Origin of the sequence: Candidatus Binatus sp., assembly GCF_030646925.1 — a bacterium.
Taxonomy (GTDB): Bacteria; Desulfobacterota; Binatia; order Binatales; family Binataceae; genus Binatus.
On sequence record NZ_JAUSKL010000067.1, the window covers coordinates 51,479 to 75,708 of the forward strand.

Annotated in this window: 23 protein-coding genes; 8 read left to right on the forward strand and 15 right to left on the reverse strand. The window is 61.9% G+C overall.

Annotation, left to right across the window (positions count from 1 at the left end; genetic code table 11):
- Positions 1–27 precede the first annotated feature (27 nt).
- A complete protein-coding gene (locus Q7S58_RS11755) occupies positions 28–309 on the forward strand; it encodes a hypothetical protein (RefSeq protein ID WP_304825424.1) in 282 nt (93 codons plus the stop codon).
- On the opposite strand, the gene Q7S58_RS11760 is transcribed toward Q7S58_RS11755, so the two are convergent.
- Positions 290–1,480 (reverse strand): alpha/beta hydrolase, encoded by a 1,191-nt coding sequence (locus tag Q7S58_RS11760; RefSeq protein ID WP_304825427.1) that lies wholly within the window; start codon positions 1,478–1,480, stop codon positions 290–292. The genes Q7S58_RS11755 and Q7S58_RS11760 overlap by 20 nt on opposite strands.
- A 129-nt stretch (positions 1,481–1,609) precedes the next feature.
- On the opposite strand from Q7S58_RS11760, the gene Q7S58_RS11765 reads away from it, so the two are divergent.
- From Q7S58_RS11765 to Q7S58_RS11775, 3 genes are read left to right on the forward strand one after another with little or no spacing between them, the layout of a single operon-like run.
- Entirely contained in the window at positions 1,610–2,530 is a 921-nt protein-coding gene (locus Q7S58_RS11765) for a TIGR03560 family F420-dependent LLM class oxidoreductase (protein WP_304825430.1), read from the forward strand.
- A complete protein-coding gene (locus tag Q7S58_RS11770) occupies positions 2,523–3,254 on the forward strand; it encodes an MlaD family protein (RefSeq protein WP_304825433.1) in 732 nt (243 codons plus the stop codon). Before Q7S58_RS11765 ends, Q7S58_RS11770 begins: the two co-directional genes overlap by 8 nt.
- 13 nt (positions 3,255–3,267) lie before the next feature.
- Positions 3,268–4,812 (forward strand): acetolactate synthase large subunit, encoded by a 1,545-nt coding sequence (locus Q7S58_RS11775; protein ID WP_304825436.1) that lies wholly within the window; start codon positions 3,268–3,270, stop codon positions 4,810–4,812.
- Here Q7S58_RS11775 and Q7S58_RS11780 read toward each other — a convergent pair.
- The 4 genes from Q7S58_RS11780 to Q7S58_RS11795 form a co-directional block, all read right to left on the reverse strand.
- A complete protein-coding gene (locus Q7S58_RS11780; protein WP_304825439.1) occupies positions 4,809–6,731 on the reverse strand; it encodes an ATP-binding protein in 1,923 nt (640 codons plus the stop codon). The genes Q7S58_RS11775 and Q7S58_RS11780 overlap by 4 nt on opposite strands.
- A 97-nt stretch (positions 6,732–6,828) precedes the next feature.
- Positions 6,829–7,458, reverse strand: a complete 630-nt coding sequence (locus tag Q7S58_RS11785) for an HAD family hydrolase (protein ID WP_304825442.1) — start codon at positions 7,456–7,458, stop codon at positions 6,829–6,831.
- A gap of 101 nt (positions 7,459–7,559) precedes the next feature.
- Positions 7,560–8,057 carry a helix-turn-helix domain-containing protein gene (locus Q7S58_RS11790; protein ID WP_304825444.1) on the reverse strand — a complete coding sequence of 166 codons (498 nt, stop codon included), beginning with the start codon at positions 8,055–8,057 and terminating at the stop codon, positions 7,560–7,562.
- A gap of 113 nt (positions 8,058–8,170) precedes the next feature.
- Positions 8,171–10,186 carry a thioredoxin domain-containing protein gene (locus Q7S58_RS11795; protein ID WP_304825447.1) on the reverse strand — a complete coding sequence of 672 codons (2,016 nt, stop codon included), beginning with the start codon at positions 10,184–10,186 and terminating at the stop codon, positions 8,171–8,173.
- Positions 10,187–10,392: 206 nt separating this feature from the next.
- On the opposite strand from Q7S58_RS11795, the gene Q7S58_RS11800 reads away from it, so the two are divergent.
- From Q7S58_RS11800 to Q7S58_RS11815, 4 genes are read left to right on the forward strand one after another with little or no spacing between them, the layout of a single operon-like run.
- Positions 10,393–11,001, forward strand: a complete 609-nt coding sequence (locus Q7S58_RS11800; RefSeq protein WP_304825451.1) for a CAP domain-containing protein — start codon at positions 10,393–10,395, stop codon at positions 10,999–11,001.
- A gap of 23 nt (positions 11,002–11,024) precedes the next feature.
- A complete protein-coding gene (locus Q7S58_RS11805; RefSeq protein ID WP_304825454.1) occupies positions 11,025–12,023 on the forward strand; it encodes a methyltransferase in 999 nt (332 codons plus the stop codon).
- Positions 12,020–12,613, forward strand: a complete 594-nt coding sequence (locus Q7S58_RS11810; protein ID WP_304825457.1) for a hypothetical protein — start codon at positions 12,020–12,022, stop codon at positions 12,611–12,613. The genes Q7S58_RS11805 and Q7S58_RS11810 overlap by 4 nt, the downstream gene beginning before the upstream one ends.
- Positions 12,610–13,584, forward strand: a complete 975-nt coding sequence (locus Q7S58_RS11815) for an MBL fold metallo-hydrolase (protein ID WP_304825460.1) — start codon at positions 12,610–12,612, stop codon at positions 13,582–13,584. Before Q7S58_RS11810 ends, Q7S58_RS11815 begins: the two co-directional genes overlap by 4 nt.
- A 6-nt stretch (positions 13,585–13,590) precedes the next feature.
- Here Q7S58_RS11815 and Q7S58_RS11820 read toward each other — a convergent pair whose 3' ends face one another.
- The 10 genes from Q7S58_RS11820 to pheA all read right to left on the reverse strand — a co-directional run bounded on the left by Q7S58_RS11820 (position 13,591) and on the right by pheA (position 24,140).
- Positions 13,591–14,343 (reverse strand): site-specific DNA-methyltransferase, encoded by a 753-nt coding sequence (locus Q7S58_RS11820; protein ID WP_304825463.1) that lies wholly within the window; start codon positions 14,341–14,343, stop codon positions 13,591–13,593.
- Between the two features lie 64 nt (positions 14,344–14,407).
- A complete protein-coding gene (locus Q7S58_RS11825; RefSeq protein WP_304825466.1) occupies positions 14,408–16,021 on the reverse strand; it encodes a VWA domain-containing protein in 1,614 nt (537 codons plus the stop codon).
- Positions 16,018–17,427: a hypothetical protein gene (locus Q7S58_RS11830; protein ID WP_304825469.1), complete on the reverse strand. Its 1,410-nt coding sequence runs from the start codon at positions 17,425–17,427 to the stop codon at positions 16,018–16,020. The genes Q7S58_RS11825 and Q7S58_RS11830 overlap by 4 nt, the downstream gene beginning before the upstream one ends.
- 33 nt (positions 17,428–17,460) lie before the next feature.
- A complete protein-coding gene (locus tag Q7S58_RS11835) occupies positions 17,461–18,015 on the reverse strand; it encodes an HIT domain-containing protein (protein WP_304825472.1) in 555 nt (184 codons plus the stop codon).
- On the reverse strand, positions 17,990–18,286 hold the full coding sequence (locus Q7S58_RS11840; protein WP_370655508.1) for an integration host factor subunit beta: 297 nt from the start codon (positions 18,284–18,286) through the stop codon (positions 17,990–17,992). The genes Q7S58_RS11835 and Q7S58_RS11840 overlap by 26 nt, the downstream gene beginning before the upstream one ends.
- 41 nt (positions 18,287–18,327) lie before the next feature.
- Positions 18,328–20,073: a 30S ribosomal protein S1 gene (locus Q7S58_RS11845; RefSeq protein ID WP_370655506.1), complete on the reverse strand. Its 1,746-nt coding sequence runs from the start codon at positions 20,071–20,073 to the stop codon at positions 18,328–18,330.
- A 50-nt stretch (positions 20,074–20,123) separates the two neighbouring features.
- Positions 20,124–20,822: a (d)CMP kinase gene (gene cmk / locus Q7S58_RS11850; protein WP_304825481.1), complete on the reverse strand. Its 699-nt coding sequence runs from the start codon at positions 20,820–20,822 to the stop codon at positions 20,124–20,126.
- Between the two features lie 115 nt (positions 20,823–20,937).
- On the reverse strand, positions 20,938–21,801 hold the full coding sequence (locus Q7S58_RS11855; RefSeq protein ID WP_304825484.1) for a prephenate dehydrogenase/arogenate dehydrogenase family protein: 864 nt from the start codon (positions 21,799–21,801) through the stop codon (positions 20,938–20,940).
- 104 nt (positions 21,802–21,905) lie between these two features.
- Positions 21,906–22,982 carry a histidinol-phosphate transaminase gene (gene hisC, locus Q7S58_RS11860; protein ID WP_304825488.1) on the reverse strand — a complete coding sequence of 359 codons (1,077 nt, stop codon included), beginning with the start codon at positions 22,980–22,982 and terminating at the stop codon, positions 21,906–21,908.
- A gap of 42 nt (positions 22,983–23,024) precedes the next feature.
- The gene (pheA, locus tag Q7S58_RS11865; protein WP_304825490.1) at positions 23,025–24,140 is read right to left on the reverse strand and encodes a prephenate dehydratase; all 1,116 of its coding nucleotides are present in this window, start codon (positions 24,138–24,140) and stop codon (positions 23,025–23,027) included.
- Positions 24,141–24,230: the final 90 nt, after the last annotated feature.

The following is a 24,230-nucleotide window of genomic DNA, read 5'->3' on the forward strand; positions in this document are numbered from 1 at the left end:
ATATAGAGTGCAGGCGCGCGCAAAACGTTGACCACTGTCGCATACATCCTCGGCCTCACGTCGGGCTTCGGCCTGATGGGCTACGCCGAATCGCCCGCGAATCTGATCGCGACGTCGATCATCGTCGATCTGGCGCTCGCGCCGCTGACTGCGATCGTCGCGATTCGCCGCAACCGATCGATCACGGCGTGGGCGATCGCGGGCTTCGCGCTCGGTGCGTGGGCGCTCGCGTGCGTGATGATTCTGCCGGCGTATCGCCCTGCTCCGCCGCGTCCGCCGCAGTATCCGCCTACGTCAGATGCTGCTTGATCCACGCCAGCGTCGGCGCAAACACTTCCGTCTCTGACTTGGCGCCGGCCAAAACGTCGAGATGACCCCATCCGTCGAACTTTTTGTAAGAGGGGTCGGGCGCGCCGGTCGATTTCGCCGCAGCTTCGACCATCGTCGGCCACTGGCTTCCGAAGTTGGTGCTCGCAAACGCGATCACCGGAATCTTCGAGGTCTTCAATTGTTCGAGCAGCGCGGGCGTGAAGGGATTCTCGCCGTCCTGCACCGCGGGCCAATAGCGATCGTACGAAATCAGCAGCTTCGCGAGCACCACCGCGTCGGAGAACCCACCTTGCGGATTCGCGAGACCGCCGTTGGTGCCGAAAAATCCGCCGGCGCCGTAAACCACGTGCTCGAGATTCTCGCGCGCGGTTTTGTACTTCGGAATCGGCGCCGCCTGAGCGGGATTGTCGATCACCATCTGCATCAGCACTTTGCGCTTGTCATAGGTGAGATGCGCGCCGCCGATATCGTCGGCAAAGTGATCGGCGGGCGCCGCGACTTTGCGCATCGGCTTTAGCGGAATGAAACCGTCGAGCGCGATGATTCCCTGCACGCGGTCAGGATGCATCGCGGCGTACAGATACGAAAATTCGACGCCGCGGCTGAATCCCGCGACGAAAATCTTTTCGCGGCCAGTCTGCTCGCGCACAAATTTTGCGGCCGCGTCGATGTCCGACTCGAACAGATCATTGGTCCATCCCGCGAGTTCGGAAAGATCCTTCTCGGCCGTCGCGGGCGGAATGAAATGCGTGCGATAGTCCATCGCCCATACGTCCACGCCGTGGCTCGCGAGATAAAGCTGGAACGAGTAGCGCGGATCTTCGAGCGCGACCTCGCCGTTCATGTTGGTGCCGGGCAGATAGAGCACGACGGCGTCGGGATGCGCCGGCGGGTTGGGGCCCTTCGCGGTGCGATGCAATCCGATTTTGTCGAAGGGCGATTTGCCGACCGTCGCTTGATACGACCATTCGTAAATTCCCGGCGCGCCCTTGATTTCGTGCGCCGCGCCACTCGCGGCAAACGCCGCGGCCTCAGTGGAATCGGCGCGAGCAGTTCCCTGAAAAACGCAGATTGCGAGGATCGCGTAAAGTTGAATCGCGACTCCGACGCGCAGCATCGCATGAGTCTTGCGGCTTGATCGATTAGTCATGGAGATAATCCTCTCCACGATTTCGCGGCTTCGCACAAGTGGCCGCGCGAGGCGGTTGACCCTTCGCCGCCGCCATGCGAAACAGGATCGATCGGTTTTCACGCCAACCACGCTGAGGAGCAATTTGAAATGAGCGAGAAAGTGCAATTCGCGCTGTTTTCTCCACAAGCCGGACAAAGCTGGCATCAGATGGAGGAGCGGGCGCATCGATGCGAAAAGCTCGGCTACCATTCCATCTGGCTGGTCGATCACATGTGGAGCCCCGGGATGCCCGACCTCGATCATCACGAGTGCCTGACGCTGATGGCGGGACTGGCGGCGAAGACCGAAAAAATTCGCATCGGCACGCTCGTGATGTGCAATTCGTATCGCAATCCGGCGCTGCTCGCGAAGTCGCTTTGCACGATCGATCACATCAGCAACGGACGGCTCGAGGTCGGCTATGGCGCGGGCTGGATGGCCGAAGAGTACAAGGGTTACGGCTACGAATTTCCGCCGATGTCCACGCGGCTCAAGATGTTCGAGGAAGGCTTGCACATCCTGAAGCTGATGTTCACCGAGAAGAAGGCGACGTTTAAGGGCCGCCATTACACGGTCGATGAAGCCGCGTGCAATCCGAAACCTGTGCAGCAGCCGCATCCGCCGATCACGATTGGCGGCAGCGGTGAAAAAGTGATGCTGAAACTCGTCGCGCGATTTGCCGATCGATGGAATTGTCCCGCCGGCTACGCGAGCTTCGAGCACAAGTTCAACGTGCTCAAACAGCACTGCAAGGACGTCGGGCGCGACGTCAAGACGATCGACATCTCGGAGCAACTGCTCGTTTGCATCGGCCAGAACGACGCGGAAGTCGAGGCGAAGTGGAAGATGGCGCAGATGCTGAAGCCGTTCGTGACGACGGGCATCAAGGGCACGCCGAAGCAGCTCATCGAGGAGTTCAAAAAGCGCATCGCGATGGGAATCACGACGTTTACGATTTTCTTCAGCGACTTCGCGCCGCCGCCGACTATCGAGCTGTTCGCCAAAGAGGTCATGCCTGCGTTTGCGTAAGTCGAATCGATCGATCGCATCGTCCGCCTCGGCGATCGGGGCAGGCGGTGTTTTTTTTCTGGCAATGCTGATCGCGGGATGCTATTCGCCGCCCGCGTCCTACAGCACGCAACTGGATACGACAGGCGGACTCGGCCCGGGAGATCCGGTGACGCACGCGTCGGCGACGATCGGCCACGTGACGGGAGTCTCGACGATCGGCGGCGGCGATTCGGAAGTAGCGTTTCAAGTCGACGGCTCGCATACCGACGAGATTCACAATGATTCGATCATGACCCTCAACAGCCTTGGCGCGCAGCCGTCGCTCGACGTGATGAACGTCGATGCGATGAGTCATGCGGCGCCGCCGGGCGCGCGACTCGACGGTGCGTCCAGCATGAACGAAGCGCAGTTGTTCATCTCGGCGCGCGGGCCGGGCAGTTACGCGCAGGCGCTGTCGAAAGTCGTCGGTGGGAATACGCCGACGCCGCAGATGATCCAGATGCAGCAGATGCTCGGGATGATTTCGCGCCAGACGATCGCAAATGCGATGGCGATTTCGCCGCCGTCGCGCCAAGAAGTCGAGACCGCGAAGCGCGAGGCCGCGGGCGTCGAGCGGCAACTGATGCGCAACGGCAAAGTCGAGCAGGCGGAACGGCTGCGCACTCAGATCGGCGGCATAATGCCCGGCATGACGGCACCGACGAATCCGCTTGCGATCCCGCTGACCTCGCCAAATCCCTGACAGGTGAATTTCTATGAACGGAGCTGAAAGCCTGATCCGCACCGCGATCGCGGCCGGAGTCGAAGTCTGTTTCGCGAATCCCGGTACGACCGAGATGCCGCTGGTCGCCGCGCTCGATTCAGTCGAAGGACTGCGCGCAATCCTGGGACTCTTTGAAGGCGTATGCACCGGCGCCGCGGACGGATACGGGCGCATGGCCGAAAAGCCGGCGCTGACGCTGCTTCATCTCGGTCCCGGCTTCGCCAACGGAATCGCCAATCTGCACAACGCGCGCCGCGCGCGATCGCCAATCGTGAATCTGATCGGCGATCAAGCGACCTGGCACGTCGGCGCGGACGCTCCGCTCACGTCGAATATCGTTTCGCTGGCGACGCCGGTCTCCGGATGGATTCGCAGCGTGCGCAGCGCGGCTTCGCTCGCAGGCGCGGCTGCCGATGCGATCGCGGTGGCGGGTCACGCGCCGGGACAGATCGCGACGCTGATCATTCCATCGGATTGCCAGTGGGATCCGGCCGAGTCGGCGGCGGCTCCGATCGAAGCGCCCGCGCCGCCGGCGGTCTCCGAATCGGCGGTGAAGCAAACTGCCCAGATGATGCGCAAAGCCATGCGCGTCGCGATCCTGCTGGGCGGCACGGCGCTGCGCGAGCGAGGACTCAAGGCCGCGGCTCGAATCGTCGCCAAGTCAGGATGCAATCTAATCGCCGAGACGTTTCCGTCGCGAGTCGAACGCGGCGTCGGCATGCCTGCCGTCGATCGTCTTCCTTACTTCCCCGAGCAGGCGCTCGAGACGCTGAAGCCATTCGACCTGATCGTGCTGGCCGGCGCGAAGAAGCCGGTCGCGTTTTTCGGCTATCCGAACCTGCCGAGCTATCTCGTTCCCGAAGGTGCGTCGCTCGCGAACCTGGCCGAGCCGACCGACGATGTGCCCGCGGCGCTCGAAGCGCTCGCGAGTGAACTCGGCGCGCCGGTTGCGGTGTCTTTGCCGTCGAAGGCAGCGCGCGCTGAGCGGCCGTCGGGCAAGCTCGACGCGACGGCGGCGGGCGCGGCGATCGCCTGCACGATGCCCGAGCGTTCGATCGTGATGGACGAAGCCGCGACCACTGGACTGCCGTTCTTCAACGCGTCGGCGAATGCGCCTGCGCATACCTATCTCGCGCTCACTGGCGGCGCGATCGGACAGGGGCTCCCGTGCGCGACCGGCGCCGCGGTCGCGTGCCCTGATCGTCGGGTTATCGCGTTCCAGGCCGACGGCAGCGGGATGTACACCGTCCAATCGCTGTGGACGCAGGCGCGCGAATCGCTGAACGTCACCACCGTGCTGTGCAACAACCACAGCTACCGGATTCTGCAGGTCGAGTTGGCGCGCGCGGGCATCAAGGAGCCCGGTCCCAAGGCGCGCTCGCTCACCGATTTGTCGAATCCCGACATCGATTGGTCGATGATTGCGCGCGGGCTCGGCGTTCCGAGCGTGCGCGTCGAGACCGCCGAGGCGCTGACGAAAGAACTCGAGCGCTCGTTCGCGACGCCGGGTCCGTATCTGATCGAGATGTTGCTCTAGTTTTTCGGCAGCTTCGATATGGCCGGATCAATCCGGCCGGTTTGTTGAAAACCGATTGGCGCGCCGCCTTGCCTGCTCCATCGATTCGTCGTTTCCATCGCGATCGCGCGTTCGAAGTCGGCCATCGTCACCGGCCCTTTGCCTTCGCGTGAGAGCGCGATTCGCGCGGCGTTGAGCACCACGTTTTTGATTTCACCGCCGGTGAGATCGCAAGCCGCGAGTTTCTCAACATCAACGTCGAGCATCGGCAGCTTGTCGGGGATCATCCGCCGCCAGATTTCGCGCCTGATATTCAGGTCCGGCCGCTCGAACTCGACCTTCACCGCGATTCGCCGCTCAAGCGCCGGATCGAGCGTGACCTTGCGATTGGTGGAGAGGATGCATACGCCGTCGAAGCGTTCGAGTTCCTGCAGCAGCACGTTGACCTCGCGCACTTCCCAGTTGCGGTAGGCGGAGTCGCGATTGAAAAACATCGCGTCGGCTTCGTCCCAGAACAGGACCGCCTCGGCTTCGCGGGCCTCGCGAAAGACGCGCGTGATATTTTTTTCGGTCTCGCCGACGAAGGCGTTCTGAATTTCCGCGTAATCGATCGCCAGAATCGGCTTGCCCATCGCATGCGCGATCGCCTCGGCCGACGCCGTTTTGCCGGTGCCCGGCGGCCCCGAGAAGAGCGCGGTGACTCCGCGTCCGTAGGCGATTTTGGCGCCGAGTCCCCACTCGTCGAGCATCACCCCGACGTTGCGCCCGTTGGCGAGCAGCATCTCGAGCGAGAAGCGCACCTTGTCGCTGTGCGCCAGGTCGGCCATCGCGACCACCGCGCTTCTGACGCGGCTGCGAGTCCGTCGCACCCGCTGTTGCCGCTTGATATCGAGCTTCTCGCGCGTTTCCGGCGTGAGCTCAAATTCGCAACTGCGCAGCGTGCCTTCGTCTTCGATCACCTGCGAATCGCCGTAGCCGCCGCAAACACGAATCAATCCGTTCTCGCGCATCGTCGATTCGCGCCGCAGCAACGCCAGCGATTGGGCGATTCTCGGAATCTGCGGACTGGCGCATCGCGCGAGGCCTTCGCCACAGAACATGTCGTCGCTCGCGTCGAGGTAGCCGAGATCCTTGCCGATCAGCGCGACCATGATATGCAGTTCGCTCCAGTTGAGTCCTCCTGCTACATGATTGATTTCCCAGTCGGGATGAAATTCCAGCGTGCGCACCAGACGTTTCGTCAGCCGCTCGATTTTGCGATTGGTCGGCATCACCAGTCCGCTCATCATGTGAAAGTGAAACCCCTGGCCGTCGAGCAATTGCGCGCGATCGTTCAACTCCGTGAACAGCGGATAGATGCGGGCCAAAAGTTCTTCCTGAGTTTTCACCTCCCATCCCTTGTCGGCCGACGCATCGAGGTTGAGCAGCGGCGCCAGCAATTCCTGCGATACGGTTATGTTCGATTCGGCGAAATCCTCCTCGTCGTCGAGCGAGATGAGGCCCTCGGCCATCAGCTTCGCGTGTTCCGCAAAGGCTCGCGCGACAATCAGTCGATCGCTGCCGCTGCGGTTCATCGCTTCCTGGATATTAGCGATCTGCTGGATGCGCGGGATGATGCCGATCGCAGACGCGACCAGGAAGAGCAGCAATTCCTGTTCGGTGTCGTTAAGCGCGAGCCGGCGGATGGTCTGCACCAGGTAGATTTCCGCGGATGATTTCGCGAGCGCGTCGCGCATCCGCCGCGCCACGCGCCGCTCGAGGCGTCGCGCCTGTTCGGCTGTGCCGGCGTCTTCGTTGTCGGTAATCCGGCCCCGCAGTCCCGACAAAATCCGAACCGCGTCGAGGATCGCGCCGTCGTCCTTAAACGGACGGATGCGCCCGGCGGCGAATTTTGCCGCCTCGCCAAATACCTGGTCGTTTTTCGGTTCCCTGCGTTTCATCGGAGCACCCCTTTGATCCCCTGCGAACACAGAACAGTACCAGTCCGCCGCGACAACCGTTGTCGCGCGCGAACTGCATCTCGATCGAACTCTGTTTTCAGGAAAGCGCCGCCATCAGGTTTTCGAGCGTCCGCGGCAATTCGCCGATATTCGGAATCAGCCGATGATGCTCGATACGGCGGCCCACGCCGACGAAATGCGTGCCCGCTGCTTCGGCCGCCACGCGATCGATCTGGCTGTCGCCGACGTACACTGCGCGACTCGCGCTGACGCCGGCGCGCTCCAGGCACAGCTCAATGATATCTGGCGCCGGCTTGGGACGCACCTTGTCGCGCGCGCTCGCGACCGCGTCGAAGATACCGCCGAGTCCCAGATGCTCGATCAACGCCGGTACGGTCGCCGATCGATTCGTCGCCAGCCCGAGCTTGTAGCGGCGTTTCAGTTCGATCATGTAGGGACGCAGTTCGAGATGCGGCCGCAGCAAGCGCAGGAACGGCGACGAATCCATCGTGCGCGCGAGATCGTGCATCCGCTTCAGCTTGTCGGCGTCGCCGCGCGCGCGGCCCTTGAACACGTCGGTGGCCGCATACGAAATCGCTGCGATTTCCTCGTCGCGATCCAGCGGCAGTTCACCCATCTGCGCGAAAATCCAGTTGTAGTAAGCGACGTTCGATTCATCCGAATCGAACAGCACGCCGTCAGCGTCGAATATCACCAGATCGATCATCGAGGTGGAATATTGTGCGCGGCGGCGCGGCGCCAGACCAGATGGCAGCGCACTCGAATCGAAAAAGGTCGAACGCTTAACAAATAATTAATGTTGAAGGCTCAGCCGGGCGCGCGCTTGCGATCGATTCGCGCTTCGCGCCGTGCGCGATGCGCTGTTTTTTGCGGAACCGCGACGACTTCGCGCGCCGCGAGATGCTCTCCGCACTCCGAACAGACCATCGTGGGAGCCGTGGTCGCGCCGCAGTTGCGATGCACCAGCGTGAGCGGCGGCCCCGTTTCGTCGCAGAGCCACGTATCGCCCCATCGCATCAGCGCAATCAGCACCGGATAAAGGTCCAAGCCTTTTTCCGTGAGCCGGTACTCGACGCGTCCCTGCTCGCCGTCGGCGCGCGCGCGCTCGAAGATGCCCTTTTCGACGAGGTCGCGCAGCCGCGAACTGAGGATGTTGCGCGCGATTCCGGTCCCCTGCTGAAATTCGTCAAAGCGATGCCGGCCCAGGAACGCCTCGCGCAATATCAGCATCGTCCAGCGCTCGCCGACGACCGATAACGTCCGTGCGACCGAGCATCGCATGTCTTTGACCGCGGCCCATCGCATCGCTTTTCTTTCCTAGATGTCCCTCACTTTGAATTGCGCCGCAAATTCCCGGCATTGCCACGCATAACCATAGTTGCACTTTGAAACTGTCGTTGCCAGCGGTGGGATCTGGGTTAATTGTACTTCTTTGCACTTGAGCCGCGCGATTCGATTCGCGTCACAACTTTGCCCGGCCGATACGCGGCAAGCGCGGTCTTCATCAGCGCCGCGCTGGTTTCGTTCGACGTTGCTCCGCCGATCGCGATCACCGAATCAGGATGCGCGCGATATTCGAGCGCGAGTCCGAGCGTGCCGACCGATCCCGCCATCGCAGCCACACCCGCTGGCGCCGCGCCGCCGATCAGATCGCTCGCTGCCTTCGCGTAACTCGCGTCGCCGGTGATCAGCTCCAATTTCCTCATCGCAAGCGCAGCGGACGCCTGCACCGACGGCATCGGCATGTCATAAAAAACCTGGCGGCCCCCGATCGTCTCGACCACGGGAGCGACCTTGTCGGCGCCTTTTCGATCGACGATCAGATTCAAGATTGGCTCGCGAAAATCCTTCAACACGATGGTGGCGAGCGCGCGCGCCTCACTCAGATATTTTGCTTCGTCGGAGTACTGATAGGCGTTCGCGAGCGCATTCAGCAGATAAACCTGGTCGCTGGCGAGCCCCGACACTCGCGCGCGGCCGCCCGACCACACGTGACGAAAGCTGCCGCCGGATTCGCGAAGATGGCTGAGGATAAAATCCAAATCGTCAAGCGCAATCTGCTTGAGATGCTCGTCGTCGAGCGCGGCCGAGGCGACCAGGTACGCATCACACATCAGCGCGTTCCGATCGGTCATCACGGCCCGATCCACTTGCGGGATTTTGCGCCGCGCTCGCGCCGCAAGCATCGATGCAGTGATCTGGTCGATCATCGCGCGCGCCTGCCCCTCGGAGATTTTCAGGCGAGCGGCCAGTTGCGCCGCATCGACCGCGCGCCGCAGCACGATTCGTCCGTCGGGCGCGCGCGCCGGCTTGTGATCCATCCCGAAGAAAATGATCGCAGCGCGCGCCTCCTCGGGCGGCAGCGCGAGGTTCACTTCGTCGATGGTCCAGGTGTAGTAGCTGCCGTCGTCGCCTTTGAACGAATCGGCGTCCTGATGCGAATAAAATGCATGCGTCTTCGGATCGAGTAGTTCGCGATTCACGTAGCCGGCGATCGATCGCGCCACCCGCGCGAGTTCCTGGTCGCCGCTCGCTTCGTACGCCTCCGCGTATGCTTCCAGCGCCATCGCGTTGTCGTAGCCGAGTTTTTCGAAGTGCGGCACCGCCCAATTCTGGTCGGTCGAGTAGCGATGAAACCCGCCGCCCAGTTGATCGAATACTCCGCCCGCCGCGATCTTGCGCAGCGTGTCGAGCGACATCGCGGTGAACTCCGGATGCCCGTAAAATCCGTGCGCGAGAGCTAGGCGAATCGCCGGGAAATCATAGAAGCGTGGTCCCGAGCCGGCGCCGAACCCGCCGGTTTTGCGATCGTATGAGCGCTGCAGCCCGGCCAGAATCTCAGCTCGCAGCGCATCCAGGCCTGTCTGCGGCGGACGATCCGCCACCGGCTGGACTTTCAGTTTTGCCGCGTTCGCCTCCGCCTGGCGTTCGAGCGCGACGCGATCGTGCGCGTACAAATCGGCGATACGGCGGATCAACGGCAGCATCGACGTATTCTTCCCGCCGCTTCCACCGGGGCCCGCGCCTGGTCGCGGCGGCACGTAGCCCGCGGCGAAAAAGAGCGCGCCGGTCGAAGTCGTGAAGCAGGTTAGCGGCCATCCGCCCGCTCCCGTGAGATGGCTCGCCGCGCTCTGGTAATAGGCGTCGATATCGGGCCGCTCGTCGGTATCGACTTTCACCGGCACGAAGTTGCGGTTCAGTATCGCGGCGATTTCGGGGTCCGAGTACGTGGTCTCGTCCATCACGTGGCACCAATGGCACCAGATCGCGCCGATATCGATCAGCACGGGACGGTTCAGAGAGCGCGCGAGTGCAAACGACGACGCGCTCCACGGCTGCCATCGAATCGGGCTCGCGGCGGCCTGGCGCAAATACATGCTCGACGCCGATTTGAGCGCTCCTGCCGGCAGCGCCGGCTCTTTCGATCGCGCCAAGTTTTCTGCGCGCGCGAGCGGTGCAAATGCGGCGATGCAAACGATCGCGAGTAACGCAAGGACTCTTCGCGTTGACATGAAACGGACGGCGCGGTACCCAAAAAACACAGCCTTGCGGATGCACTTCGACTGAATTGATTTTGGTTTCAGGTTCAAACGATGACTTCCACGACTAACGCCGCCGACCGGCGCTGCGCAGTTCCGCGATGAGCGGTAAATCAGCCACCCGCCGACGTCCGTCGCGTGCGCCGCACGGTCCTGCCAAAGTCATCCGCATCCCAACGCCCAAAGTCGTCAAACGCCGCCGTGCGATCAGGGCTGGTTTCGGCCTTCTCATTCTATCACTGATAGGGGCGATTCTCGCGCGGCTTTATTGGACGCGGACCGCGCCGCCGACGCCCGAAAAAGTCTCGGGCCTTTCCGAACAGGAATCCGAAATTCTGGGCCTGGTGAATGAGGAGCGCGCGCGGGCCGGACAGCAACCGCTGAAATTCTCGCCACGGCTCGCCGTGATCGCGCGCGGCCACAGCTACGACATGGCGATGCGCCATTATCTTGCGCATGAAAGCCCCGAAGGAGTCGCGCCCGCCGATCGAATCGCTGGCGTCGGAATCGGCTACCACGCAGTCGGCGAAAACATCTACATGGACGACTATGGCGATCCGAACGCCGTGCCGACGCACGCGATGCGCCGATGGCTCGGCAGTCCGGCGCATCAGGCGAACCTGCTGTCGGGGAAATTTACCGAAACCGGCGTCGGCATCGCCCACGCGTCGGACGGCAGCACCTACGTCACGCAAGATTTCGTCCGCTGATCGCGACGGCTGCGGGACTCACGATGGATTTCTCCCAACTCGCAGCGCTGGCCGGAGGTCACGCCGAAGCGCGCGCGATTCAGACCGCGCTCAAGCTTGGGCTGTTCGAGAGCGTCGCGCATGGCCGATGCGACGCTGATGCGCTGGCGGCGTCGCTCAAGGCCGATCGGCGCGCGGTCGGAGTGCTGGCCGACGCGCTCACGGCGCTCGATTTGCTCGCGAAAACCGGGAAACAATACGACCTCGCCGATATCGCTCGCCGCTTCCTGATCAAATCTTCGGCTGAATATCTTGGCGACCTGATCTTGTTCGACGAGGCGCTGTTCGAAACGTGGGCGCATCTCGAACAAACCATCCGCACCGGCGCGCCCGCGCGCACGCCGGATATGTTCCAGGTCAAGCCCGATGAGACCGAGCGCTTCATTCGAGCGATGGACAGCCTCACGCGCGCGCGCGGCGACGCAACCTACGTCGCCGAGCGGCTCGATCTCAGCGAGTTTCCGATCATCGCGGACCTGGGCGGCGGTCCGGGAACTTACGTCGCGGCGATGCTGCGGCGATGGCCCCATCTGCGCGCCGCGATTTTCGACCTGCCGGCGACGCTCGAGGTCGCGCGCCAAATCATCGCCGAGCGCGAGCCCGATCTCGCGCCGCGCATCGATCTCATCCCGCTCAACTACCGCAAGGTCGAGTTGCCGGGCCGCTGTAGCGCCATCTTCATGTCGAATATAATTCACAGCGAAGACGAGGCGACCAACGCCGACCTGATGCGCAAATGCTTTCGCGCGCTGAATTCCGGCGGCATCGCAGTCGTCAAAGATCACATCATGAATGAGGAATTGACGGAGCCGAAGGCGGGCGCGATTTTCTCGCTCTACCTGCTGCTCACCACGCGCGGCCGCGATTATTCGTTCAGCGAAGTTTCGGGATGGCTCCGCGGCGCAGGCTTTATCGACATTCGACTGGAGTCGTTGCCGAGTCCGCCGTTCACCTCTTCGATGGTGATCGCGCGCAAACCGTGACTCGTTCGCGCGAATCCGCCGTCGCGCTCGCGGTAATCGCAATCGCAGTCAGCGCGGCGTGCGCCGGATGCGCCGGGTTGTCCCTCATGAGCCTTGCGCCAACGGTCGCGGTCGGCGCCGCGCAGATGGTCGGCGCGCAAGTCGCGATGAAGCAATCGAAGGGCGGCATCATCGGCACCGCCGACGAGGCCGAGCGATGCGACGAACTGCTCCGCACCGCGCCCGGCGTCGAGGAAGTGCGCAAAACGCCCGACGGCCTGATCGAATCGCGGCAGTGGAAAATCGTCGAGCACGAGGGCAATCCAACGTGGATGCTCGTGCGCACCGGCGATTCATCCGGCGACGCATGGCGGCCAAAACCGGGCATCGCGAAACTGAACTTCAAACCGCCCCTCTACCAGATGCTGCCGGCGAAGGAGCCGCAGATTCTCGCGTACGCGCCCGCCGACGTCACGAATCCGTCCGACAGCGAGCAACTCAATTCGATGACGGCGGCGTTCGGCGCCGGGATGGGCACCTTCGAGTGGCGCGAGCGCACCTACAGCTACGTCGTCGTCAAGGAACTGCCGTGCTTCAAACCGGTCAAATGAGATCGGCGCGAAGATGGCGCGCGCGGATTGCGGCCCCGGCAATCGCGATCGCGTTGGCGCTGATCCTTGCACTGGCGAAATTCGTGAACGCGCCGTACGCTCAGTCCATGGACGGAAACGGCAATCACTCGCGGCCTCGTCTCGAGCCGTCGTCGTGGCCCGACAGCGCACTCACGATCGCGAGCCTTGGGCATGCCGCGGTGCTGATGAATTTTTTCGGCACCCGCCTGATCAGTGATCCAAGTTTGTACGATCGCGTCGGCTTGTCGATCGGACCGATCGTGACGATCGGACCCAAGCGGCACGTCGATCCTCCGCTCGCGCCCGCCCAGATTGGCCCGCTCGACCTCATCCTGATCACGCACGCGCACATGGATCATCTCGATCTGCCGTCGCTGAAGTCGTTACCCAGAAGCGCGGTCGTTATCGCGTGCGAGAAATGTGCGCCGCTGATCGCGCCGCTCGGCTTCGCCGATATCCGCGAACTCAAGTGGGGCGAACAGACTACCGTCAACGGTTTGACGATCAGCGCGATGGGCGCGCGGCATTGGGGCAAGCGATGGCCGTGGGGCCAGACCTTCGGCTACAACACTTACGTGCTCGACAAGAATGGGCATCGCGTGATGCTGGGATGCGACAGCGCGGTGACGAACCTGTTCGCCGATATCGCGTCGAATCCGCCCGAGGTCGCGATCTTTTCGATTGGCGCATACAACCCATGGATCTGGAATCACGCCAATCCGGAGCAGGTGTGGTCGATGTTCCAGCAGACGCACGCCCGCTACCTGGTGCCGATTCATTGGGGCACCTTCAGGTTGTCGAACGAGCCGATGGAAGAGCCGCTGCGAAGATTGATCGCGGCGTCCGGCGCGGAACAAAACCGAATCGTACTGCGCGAGATCGGCGGCGCCTGGACCCTGCCCGAATCGGCTGAGGCGCACGATAGGGCCGCCGCCGCTAACGCGCGCTAGTTCTGATTATTCGATCGCATCGGCGATTCGCCGCGCCGCAATATCGCCGTACGCCGAGTCCTTCTCGATACCGATCCATCGCCGCCCGAGCACCTTCGCCGCAACTGCGGTCGTACCCGTGCCGAGAAAACAATCGAGGATTAAATCGTCGGGCCGCGTCCACAGCTTCACGATTCTTGTCAGCAGCGCCGCCGGCTTCTGCGATGGATGCGCGCCGGCACTCCGCTCCGAGCGTGGCGTGCACGGAAACGTCCACAGATTGCGCAACTGCTTGCCGCCGTTGATCGCCTTCGATTCTGCATAATCGAATGTCCACTTCGCCGCGTGCTCGGGCGTGTTGTTGCACGCCCAGATGATGTACTCGGTGCTCTCGGTCGGCAGCCGCCCGGTAATATTCGGCTGCGCGTTCGGCTTGAACCAGGTTATCTGCTGCAGGATTCGGCGCCCGAGCACGTGCTCGAGAATAAATCCGATCACGTAGATATTGTGGAAGCTGCCGAACACCAGGATGTTCCCGTTCGGCCGCACCACGCGAATGACCTCCGCAAGCCAGCGCCGCGTGAAATCGAAGTAGTCGTCGTTGCTGAAGCGATCCCACAGCTCGCTCATCGTGACGTGGGAGCTGAACGCCCACTTGAGGCCCTTGCGGCGGCTCATGTTGTACGGCGGGTCCGTGATGCACGCGTCGAAGATACCGTCGGGCCAATCGCGCATCACCTCGACGCAATCGCCGGAATAGATCACACCCGGCGCGGGCATCGAGGTCGCGGCAGCTTGGTCTCGCGCTATCGAGGACGCAACGTTCGCGCGGCGGGACCGGCGCTCAGACACGCTTGCGCTTCTTCGAGAGATAATCGACCAGCAGGTATTCGCCGAGATGATCGGGACGCGTGAACAGCGCACGCCCGCGATTGATTCGCGTCATCTTATCGACGAACGCGCGCAGGCTCGGCGAGTCGTCGAGCATGAAGGTGTTGATCGTGATGCCCCTGCGGGTGATGCGCTCGACTTCCTTCAGCGTTTCCTGCGCCGCCCGCATGCTGATTCCGCCGAACGACAGCGGCCATTCGCAGTAGAGCCGCTTGTTGAGGAAGTAGGCCGTCGGCTGTCCGTCGGTGATCACGATGATGTGCTGATTGCGCGAGGGATGCCGCGCCAGCAGATCGGATGCGAGCCGCAGTCCGTCCTGCAGATTCGTGAACGGATCGCCCATGTTCCACGAGGCCTCGGGCAAATCCTTCAGCTTGAGTTCGACCGCGCGCGTGAAAAAACCGACGATCGAAAAATAGTCGCGCGGGAACTTCGAGCGAATCAGCGTCTCCATCGCCATCGCGACTTTCTTGGCTGCCGCGAACCGCCCTTCCCAGCTCATCGACCACGACATGTCGAGACACAGCACCGTCGACGACGAACTGGCGTAGTCATTCTCGTAGATTTCGAAGTCGTCGGGACGAAGCTCGAGCGGCACGCCCGCCTTGCGCGCGAGCGCGTGCTTCAGAGTCGCGACCAGGTTGAGATTCAACGGATCGCCGAACGCATACGGCTTGGTCTGCTCGGGACGCATCTCGGTGACGCCGCGATGGTCCGTCATGTGCCCGCCCGATCGATCCTTCAGCAGGTTCTGGTAGATGTCGCGCAGCGCGAGTTGGCCGATTCGGCGCACACCTTTGGGCGAAAGCTGAAAATGATCGCCCTTCGGCACCATGTATCCCGATTGCGCCAGCAGCACCATCACCTGCTTCAGATTCTGAAAATCCTTGCTCGCCTGCTGGCCGAGAATCTGCTGGAAGTCCTCCATCGAAATGGTGTCGAAATTCCCCGACATCAGGTCTTGTTCGAGCTGGCGCATCCGCTCCATCTCGCGCATCAGCTCGAGCGCCTCTTCGTAGCCGAGGCTCTTCGGACCGTGGAACATGTGCTGATTGCGCTCGCGGAAATTTTCGAGGTCGCGGATGTTTTCGTATTCCTCGAGCAGCGCGTCGAAATCCGTCTTCGCGTCGGCATCCTCGAATTCGTAGCTCTCGAGCTTGCGCAACGCCTCGGATAACCGCCGCGGCATGCGCGACAATTCGCGCTGCTTGTCTTCGACGCCGGGCTTCTGCTCCTTCAGCGATTCGAGCTTCTGCCGCTCGCGATTCAGGATGTCCTCGAGCTTCTGCTCCATCTCGGAGAGCGCGTTTTTGAGATTGAAGTCGCGATACTTCTGGCGCATCTCCTGGCGCAGTTGCTCGAGAAATTCCTCGAGGCCCATCACGCGCACGCCGTCGAAATCCATGCCCTGGCGCATCATCCACTCCATCGCCTGGCGCACGTCGTCGGTGTAGGAAAGATACTCGGCCAGCTTCTCGAACACCTTGTCGGCGTCGAGCTTGAGCTGCTGCGTGCCGTCCCACTGCGTGTAGCGCGTGACGACGCTGGGCTGTGCGCGGCGAATCATGCGTGGTAGGCGAAGCGCCCGCCCTGGCGATCCTTGTTCAACTTCTGATGCAGATGCAGGCCTTCGAAAATAAACTCGCTCGCCGCGGCCATCAGGCCGGGTGTCTCGAACGGCCCTAGCATCCCGATCGCCTCGCGCAGCCCGCTCACTTCGCGCAGCGGCTCCATGTATTCCGAATTCGGCGCGGTGTCGGACACCTCGACGCCCCATCCTTGCTCGAAATAGCTCGATACTTTTTTGAGATCGTCGAGCTTTACATAACGATCGAATACCTTGAGCACCGCGCGATTGACCAACCGCTCGATCAGATCGTCTTCCTTTTTATCTTCGCCGACGTACTCGAGCTCGATCTTGCCGGCCGTCGAGGCGTACAGCGAATGCAAATCCGAGATGCGCGGCACGATTTCGTTCTCGCTGTTGCGCACCGCGCGTTTTTCGGCATTGGAGATTACCGATTCGAGATTGTTGATCGAGACCCGAACCGAGACCCCCGACGACTGATTGATCTCGTTCGACGCGCGCGCCTCGAACGTGATCTGCGCCAGGATGTCCTTCATGAACTGCGGGATGCGCACGTCGACGCCGGTCCGCGGCGGATGCGCCGCTTCCTGCTCCATGATCGCGATCTCGTGTTCGATCGTTTTCGGATAGTGCGTGCGAATCTGGACGTCGAATCGATCTTTCAGCGGCGTGATGATCCGTCCGCGCGAGGTGTAGTCCTCAGGATTCGCGCTCGCGACGAAAACCACATCGATCGGCAGCCGGATTTTGTAGCCTTTGATCTGAACGTCTTTCTCTTCCATCAAGTTGAACAGTCCGACCTGCACTTTTTCGGTCAGGTCCGGCAGTTCATTGATGGCGAAGATGCCGCGATTCGTCCGCGGAATCAGGCCATAGTGAATCGTCTCTTCGTCGGCGAGATACCGCCCCTCGGCAACCTTGATCGGATCGATCTCGCCGATCAGATCCGCCACTGATACGTCGGGCGTCGCGAGCTTTTCGGCATAGCGAGCGTCGCGGCCGATCCACGCAATCTCGAGCGCGTCGCCATTCGCCGCCGCCAGCTTCACGCATCGCCGGCAGATCGGCGCAAACGGATCGTCGTTGATCTCGCATCCGGCGACCGCCGGTACGAATTCATCGAGCAGCTCGATCAGCGCCCGGATGATTCTCGATTTGGCCTGGCCGCGTTCACCAAGAAAAATCATGTGATGGCCGGCCAGCACGCCGTTTTCGATTTCCGGGATTACCGTCTCTTCGTAGCCGACGATTCCCTCCATCATGGTCTGCTTGGTGCGCAAACGTTCGAGCAAATTCTTGCGCATCTCCATGCGCACCGGCATCGTCTCATAGCCCGCACTTTTAAGTTCGCCAAGCGTCCGGATATTCAGCAATTTTTCATTCATCAAGAATCCCGCGGAGTGCTTCTGCACTTAGGATCACGATAAGTCAGCCGCAGCGTTTTTGAACAGGGGCCGCAATGACTTAAAGCTGTCTTCCAAACTCTGCGACAGCACGCGCGTGGAGGCAAGCACCGTCATGAAGTTCGCGTCGCCTTCGTAGCGCGGCACGACATGCCAATGCAGGTGATCGGCGAATCCGGCGCCGGCGCTGCGACCCAGGTTGGCGCCCAGGTTGAAGCCGGACGCATTGGTCAGCGGACGCATCACCTCGACCGACTTCGCGATCAGATCACCGACCAGATTTCGCTCGCCGCGGTTCAGCAGTTCGGGTGACGCAACATGGCGGCGCGGCGCGACCATCAGATGCCCGTTGGTGTAGGGATAGCGATTGAGCATCACCACCGCGTCGCGATGATCGAACACGACGAGGCGCTTTCGCCGCTCCGCTTCGATCAGCGGGCCGAAACAGAAGATGCATTCCTTTGGTGCGCCGCTGCGCTTCACGTAGTCGAAGCGCCAAGGCGCAAAGAGCCGGAACTCCGGCGCCGCCGCGGCCTCCGGACGGCTACTCGTCCTCTGCTTCGGCGCCATTTACTTCGATTCTGAGTTCCTTGCCTGCGCGGAAAAACGGGATCTGCTTGGCGTCGACCTTGACCAGTTCGCCGGTTTTCGGATTGCGGCCCTGCCGCGCGCGACGCTGCTTCACCGCGAAACTGCCGAAACCGCGAACTTCGATTCGCTCGCCGCGCGTCAGCGAAGTCGCCATCGCGTCGAACATCGCGTTCACGATCGTTTCGGATTCCCGGTGCGTGAACGTCTGCTTGCGCGCCAGCAACTCGTCGATAATTTCCCGCTTGGTCATCGGTCCCGCGCCGATTCTCCCGGCCACTCGCGATGAATAAGTTACCGGGGATTGCCCCGTCCACGCGCCGAGCGCCGTTCGCTATCGTCGCGATCGAGCTTGAGCTCCTCGTTCAGGATGTCTTCCATCGAGAATCGCGCCGCCTCATGCTCGCGCTTCAGGTACGCCTGCATCTCTTCGCGCTCCTCGTGCTGCTTGAGCGCCTTGATCGAAAGTCCGATACGCCGTTCCTTCGGATCGAGCTGCACCACCAGCGCTTCGAGTTCGTCATCCACCTTATAGAGCGACGACGGCTTGTCCACGCGCTCGTTGCTAAGCTGCGAAATGTGGATCAGGCCTTCGATTCCTTCCTCGATCTCGACGAACACGCCAAAGTCCGCTACCGAGCTGACCTTGCCGTGAATCCGCGTGTTGAGCGGATAGCGTTCCGCGACTGTGTTCCACGGATCGGCGCCGAGCTGCTTCACGCCCAGGCTCACGCGCTCGTTCTCGACGTCGATACCCAGCACGACCGCCTCGAGCTCGTCGCCCTTCTTCACCACTTCCGACGGATGCCGGATCTTTTTGGTCCACGACAAATCCGAGATGTGCACCAAGCCGTCGATTCCCTGTTCAATCTCGACGAACACGCCGAAGTCGGTGATCGATTTGACCTTCCCCTTGATCTGGCTGCCGATCGGATGCTTCTCCGCGAGTTCTTCCCACGGATTCGTTTCGGTCTGCTTGAGCCCGAGTGAGATGCGCCGGTTCGCTTCGTCCACGCCGAGCACTTGCACTTCCACCTCGTCGTTCGGATTCACCACTTTCGACGGATGAACCGCGCGCTTGCTCCAGCTCATTTCCGAAACGTGGATCAATCCTTCGACGCCCTTCTCGATTTCGACGAACGCGCCGTAATCCGTGACGCTCACGACCTTGCCCTTGATGCGCGTGCCCGGCGGATACGCTTCCGCGACCTTGGTCCACGGATCGGGCATGATCTGCTTCATGCCGAGCGACACGCGCTCGCGCTCCGGATCGTACTTCAGCACCACGACTTTGACTTTGTCGCCGACCTTCAGCACTTCCGACGGATGCTGCAAGCGCCCCCACGCCATGTCCGTGATATGCAGCAGGCCGTCGATGCCGCCGAGATCGATGAACGCGCCGTAATCCGTGATGTTCTTTACGGTGCCTTCGAGGATCACGCCCTCTTCGAGCACCTTGAGCGTCTGCTCCTTCAGCGACGCGCGCTCGCGCTCGAGCACGCTCCGCCGCGAGACCACCACGTTACCGCGCGCGCGGTTGAATTTCAGGATTTGAAAACGTCCGCGCTGCCCGACGTATCGATCGAGATTGCGCGCGGGACGAATATCGACATGCGAGCCCGGCAGGAACGCCGGCACGCCGATATCGACTTTGAGGCCGCCCTTGACCTTGCCCAGCACCACCCCTTCGACCGGCGTCTCGGTCTGGAACGCGCGATCGAGTTCGCGCCAGACTTTGAACTTCTCGGCCTTCGCGTGCGAAAGTATCACCGTACCGTTGTCGGTCTCGGTGCCTTCGAAATACACGTCAACCTCGTCGCCTTCCTTGACGGTCGGATGACCTTCGTGATCAAGAAATTCGGCCAGGGGAACCTGTCCTTCGCACTTATAATTGATGTCGATAATGACGCTGTCGCGGGTGATCAAGAGGACTCGTCCGACCAACACATCGCCGGATCGGGGAGCCTTGAGGCTCTCTTCCATCAACGCCTCAAAGTCATTTTCTCCTCCGCTCATTTGCTCAGGCAACGCTTTCTCCATTTAGTGGGACCTTCCGGGACTTCGGGGCTGCTGCAATCCTTACAACCGGGCTAGGCTCGTTTCAAGTCCTTGCCGCCGTTGATTATAGCATCAATCTTCTTTTTCATCGCCGCCGCGACATCATCGGCAGAAAAATTTGTCGTATCGATCGCGATCGCATCGTCCGCCTGCTTGAGCGGCGCGAGTTCGCGATCGCGGTCGCGCCGATCGCGCTCGATCAATTGCTCGAGCACTTCATGCAAAGTGATCGCCGCACCTTTCGCGCGCAATTCCTCGAAGCGGCGGCGCGCCCTAACTTTGACGTCCGCGCTCAGAAAAAATTTGAACTCGGCATCGGGAAAAATTACGGTGCCGATATCGCGGCCTTCCATCACCACGCCGCCCGCCGCACCCGCTTCGCGCTGCAAATCGCGCATCCGCGCGCGCACCGCTCCAATCGCCGAGAACTGCGACGCCAGTTCACTCATTTCGGGTTCAGTAATCGCAGCCGTGACATCATGATCATCGAGCAGTATCCGCTCGCCGTCGAATCGAATGCGAATCGAATCGAGCACCAGCTTGAGCCGCGCTTCGACGTCCGCATCGCCAGGACTGACGCCCGCTTCGCGCGCCGCGATCGCCAATGCTCGATACATCGCGCCCGTGTTCAGGTATGCGAACCCGAGCGCCCAAGCGAGCTTGCGCGCGACCGTCGATTTGCCGGCGCCCACTGGCCCATCAATCGCAACTATCGGCTTCGCTCTCTTCATCGCCGTCTTATACCTCGCCCGCTTTTTTGCGGGAGAGGACGCCGAGTCGCTCTGAAGCGACGAGGTAGGTGAGGGTGCAGGTCCCCGCTCGCTCGGGATGACACGGACGCCCGCTTCATCGGATTCGCTCGCGCATCCTGCGTCCGCGCTCGAATAATTCTTCCAGCCGTTCGACGTCGCCGGTCTCGACCAGCCGCTGAAACTCGGCAAACGTCGCGCCGTAAATTCTTAGCGCATCGGCGATCGCCTCGCGATTCGTAATAAATATGTCGCGCCACATCTCCCACGACGACGCCGCGAGCCGCGTCGTATCGCGAAGTCCGCCCGCGCCGTACTCCACCGCCAGCTTGTCGCCGACGCGTTCGTCCGCCAGCGCCGCGCCGAGCACGCTCGACACGATTTGCGGCAAGTGACTCGCGCGCGCGAGCAACTCGTCATGCGTCGCCGCATCCATCATCTCGACGCACGCGCCGGTCTCGCTCCATAGCTGCTCGATCTTGTTGATCGCAGCGGGCGTGCTCTTCGCCGACGGCGTGATTATCACGCGCCGATCGCGAAAGAGCGACGTATCGGCCGCGATCGCGCCGGTGGTTTCCTTGCCGGCCACCGGATGAGCCGCGACTAACGCTCGATTGCCTGTGATCAGCGGCTCCAGCGCGCGCACCACAAATCCTTTCACGCTGCCGACGTCCGTTACGACCGCGTCGGGCGCCGTGTGCGCGATCATTTTTTCGAGCGTAGCGCGCATCGCAAGAATCGGCACCGCCAGCACGATCAGATCGGCGCCGCGCGCCGCCTCAACCGGATCGCGCGTCGCGATATCGATCATTTTGCGTTCGAGCGCGACGTCGAGATTCGCCTGCGAGCGCCCGAGGCCGACTACTTTGCCGACCAGTCCGGCGTCGCGCGCGATCAGCGCGAGCGAGCCTCCGATGAGTCCCACCCCGCACACGGTCATTTGATTGAATAGCTGCGCCACGCTCGTTTGATGTTTTTCCGACGGGTTTTTGGCTATCGACTTGGGTCCGCGCGCTCGATTCGAAATCGCGCGGTAGTTCCGATCGCAAGAATCCGCGCGGGAATTTACTTGCGAATCACCTCGGATAGCGCCGCGATCAGACGACGATTCTCCTCCGGCAGGCCCACGCTGATCCGCACATGATGCGGATAGCCGTAGCCGTTCATCGGGCGCACGATCACGCCCTTCCGCAGCAACGCATCATAAACCGCACGCCCATCGCCCACTTCGACCAGCATGAAATTCGCAAAACTCGGAACGAAACTCAGCCCAAGCCGCCGGAACTCCGCTTCGAGATAGTGCATCCCGGCGGCGTTGACTTCGAGCGTGCGCGCGATATGCGCGCTGTCGTCCATGCCCGCGATCGCCGCGACCTGCGCGAGCGACGTCACGTTGAACGGCTGCCGCACTTTGTGCAGCATCTGGATGATATCCGGGCGCGCGACCGCGTATCCGACCCGGATTCCCGCGAGTCCAAAAATTTTGGAGAACGTGCGGAGCGTGATCAGCAGCCGCTGGTCGTCGTGGTCCTGCAAAGAATCGGGATACTCGGGATCGCGCACGAATTCGAAGTACGCTTCATCGGCCACAATCACCACGTGCTCGGGCACGCGCTTAAGAAAGCGCTGCCACTCGGCGCGCCGATAGATCGTGCCGGTCGGATTATTCGGATTGCCGAGGAAGACGAGCCGCGTGTTCGCATCGATCGCAGACGCCATCGCGTCGAGATCGTGCGCAAATCCATCGATAGTTTTCGTGACCTTGTGATCGCCGCCTGCCGCCGCCGTCGCCAGCGGATAAATCGCAAACGAATGCTCCGAATAGACCGAGTTGAGCCCCGGCCGCAAAAACAGATACGCGAGCAGGTTGATCACCTCGACCGATCCCGACGCCGGAAAAACCCGCTCGGGTGCGACGCCGTGACGCTCGGCAATCCTGGCGACCAGCGCGTAGCTCGCGCCGTCGGGATAGCGATTCAGCTCCGGCAGCGCGGCCTTGATTGCTTCGATCGCGAGCGGCGACGGCCCGATCGGATTTTCATTCGACGCGAGTTTCACCGGCTCGCCGATTCCGAGTTCGCGTTGCAACTGTTCGATCGGTTTCCCCGGCTCGTACGGCGCGAGCGCGGCAACCGAGGGCAAAACCAAATCCTGTGCTTTGATCAAGAGACGATGAGCTGCCCGCTACGCGGCGGCAGACCTGCCTTCAGGATACGATCCGAGCACCTTTAAAAAAAGAGCCTTGCGCGCGAGCGCCTTCAGCGCGCGCGCGAGATTCGGATCCTCGCGATGACCCATCAGGTCCACGAAAAACAGATACTCCCACGGCCGCGCGCGCAGCGGCCGCGACTCGATCTTCGAGATGTTGATCGAATTGCGCGCGAACAGGCTGAGCGCCTCGTTGAGCGCACCGACCCGATCCGCCACCGCGAACAGCGCCGTGGTCTTGTCCGCGCCCGATCGATCCGTCGCGCGAGTGCCCATCACGATGAAGCGCGTGGTGTTGCTCGCTATATCCTGGATATTCGCCGCGATCGTCTTGAGGCCGTACGCCTCGCCCGCCGCCGCCGACGCGATCGCGCCGAGCGACGGATCGTCGGCCGCAAGCTGCGCAGCAAGTGAGTTCGACGCGACCGGCTGGGTCTCGCAATGGGGAAAATTCGCCGCCAGATACCCGCGGCATTGCGCGAGCGATTGCTGATGCGAGACGATCTTCTTCACCAGCGCGCGGTCGCCCTCGCGCGACAGCATCGAATGCCGAATCGGCAGCAGGATCTCCCCGATTATCACCAGCGGCGTGTCGATCAAGAGATCCAGCGTCAGCGTAACTGATCCCTCAGTGGAGTTTTCCACCGGCACCACGCCAAAGTCCGCGCGCCCGTTCTCGACTTCGTTGAACACCGACGCAAACGATGGCTGCGGCGCAAGTTCAATGCTCGAGCCGAAGCGCATCACCGCCGCCTCATGCGAATACGTATGCTCCGGTCCGAGGAACGCCACCCGCGGCACGTGCTCGAGCGCGCGGCACGCCGAAATTATCTCGACGAAAATCTGCTTGATGTGCTCGTCGCCAAGCGGGCCCTGGTTCTCCGCGATCATCTTTTCGATCACCTGGCGTTCGCGCAGCGGCTGGTACACCACGCCGCCATCATGATGCTTCAAGCGCCCGATCTCCGTCGCGAGACTCGCGCGCAACGACAGCAGCCGCAGGATCTTCAGGTTAATTTCATCGATTCGCGCGCGCAGCGTTTCGATCGACGGCGGTTCCGCCGCCGCTTTCTTGCGTATTCGAGATGACATGAACTCCGAATGCGTAACCGATCGCAGAGCCCTTTTCAACGACCCATTGATGACACGGCCGGCGCTCTCGATCCGGTAACATTGGCTGAG

Excerpts from the sequence above, each read along its gene's own strand:
- Q7S58_RS11760 (WP_304825427.1), bottom strand. The coding sequence starts at position 1,480 with ATGACTAATCGATCAAGCCGCAAGACTCATGCGATGCTGCGCGTCGGA.
- Q7S58_RS11765 (WP_304825430.1), top strand. The coding sequence starts at position 1,610 with ATGAGCGAGAAAGTGCAATTCGCGCTGTTTTCTCCACAAGCCGGACAA.
- Q7S58_RS11775 (WP_304825436.1), top strand. The coding sequence starts at position 3,268 with ATGAACGGAGCTGAAAGCCTGATCCGCACCGCGATCGCGGCCGGAGTC.
- Q7S58_RS11780 (WP_304825439.1), bottom strand. The coding sequence starts at position 6,731 with ATGAAACGCAGGGAACCGAAAAACGACCAGGTATTTGGCGAGGCGGCA.
- Q7S58_RS11785 (WP_304825442.1), bottom strand. The coding sequence starts at position 7,458 with ATGATCGATCTGGTGATATTCGACGCTGACGGCGTGCTGTTCGATTCG.
- Q7S58_RS11790 (WP_304825444.1), bottom strand. The coding sequence starts at position 8,057 with ATGCGATGGGCCGCGGTCAAAGACATGCGATGCTCGGTCGCACGGACG.
- Q7S58_RS11800 (WP_304825451.1), top strand. The coding sequence starts at position 10,393 with ATGAGCGGTAAATCAGCCACCCGCCGACGTCCGTCGCGTGCGCCGCAC.
- Q7S58_RS11805 (WP_304825454.1), top strand. The coding sequence starts at position 11,025 with ATGGATTTCTCCCAACTCGCAGCGCTGGCCGGAGGTCACGCCGAAGCG.
- Q7S58_RS11815 (WP_304825460.1), top strand. The coding sequence starts at position 12,610 with ATGAGATCGGCGCGAAGATGGCGCGCGCGGATTGCGGCCCCGGCAATC.
- Q7S58_RS11820 (WP_304825463.1), bottom strand. The coding sequence starts at position 14,343 with ATGCCCGCGCCGGGTGTGATCTATTCCGGCGATTGCGTCGAGGTGATG.
- Q7S58_RS11825 (WP_304825466.1), bottom strand. The coding sequence starts at position 16,021 with ATGATTCGCCGCGCACAGCCCAGCGTCGTCACGCGCTACACGCAGTGG.
- Q7S58_RS11830 (WP_304825469.1), bottom strand. The coding sequence starts at position 17,427 with ATGAATGAAAAATTGCTGAATATCCGGACGCTTGGCGAACTTAAAAGT.
- Q7S58_RS11835 (WP_304825472.1), bottom strand. The coding sequence starts at position 18,015 with ATGGCGCCGAAGCAGAGGACGAGTAGCCGTCCGGAGGCCGCGGCGGCG.
- Q7S58_RS11840 (WP_370655508.1), bottom strand. The coding sequence starts at position 18,286 with ATGACCAAGCGGGAAATTATCGACGAGTTGCTGGCGCGCAAGCAGACG.
- Q7S58_RS11845 (WP_370655506.1), bottom strand. The coding sequence starts at position 20,073 with ATGGAGAAAGCGTTGCCTGAGCAAATGAGCGGAGGAGAAAATGACTTT.
- cmk (WP_304825481.1), bottom strand. The coding sequence starts at position 20,822 with ATGAAGAGAGCGAAGCCGATAGTTGCGATTGATGGGCCAGTGGGCGCC.
- pheA (WP_304825490.1), bottom strand. The coding sequence starts at position 24,140 with ATGTCATCTCGAATACGCAAGAAAGCGGCGGCGGAACCGCCGTCGATC.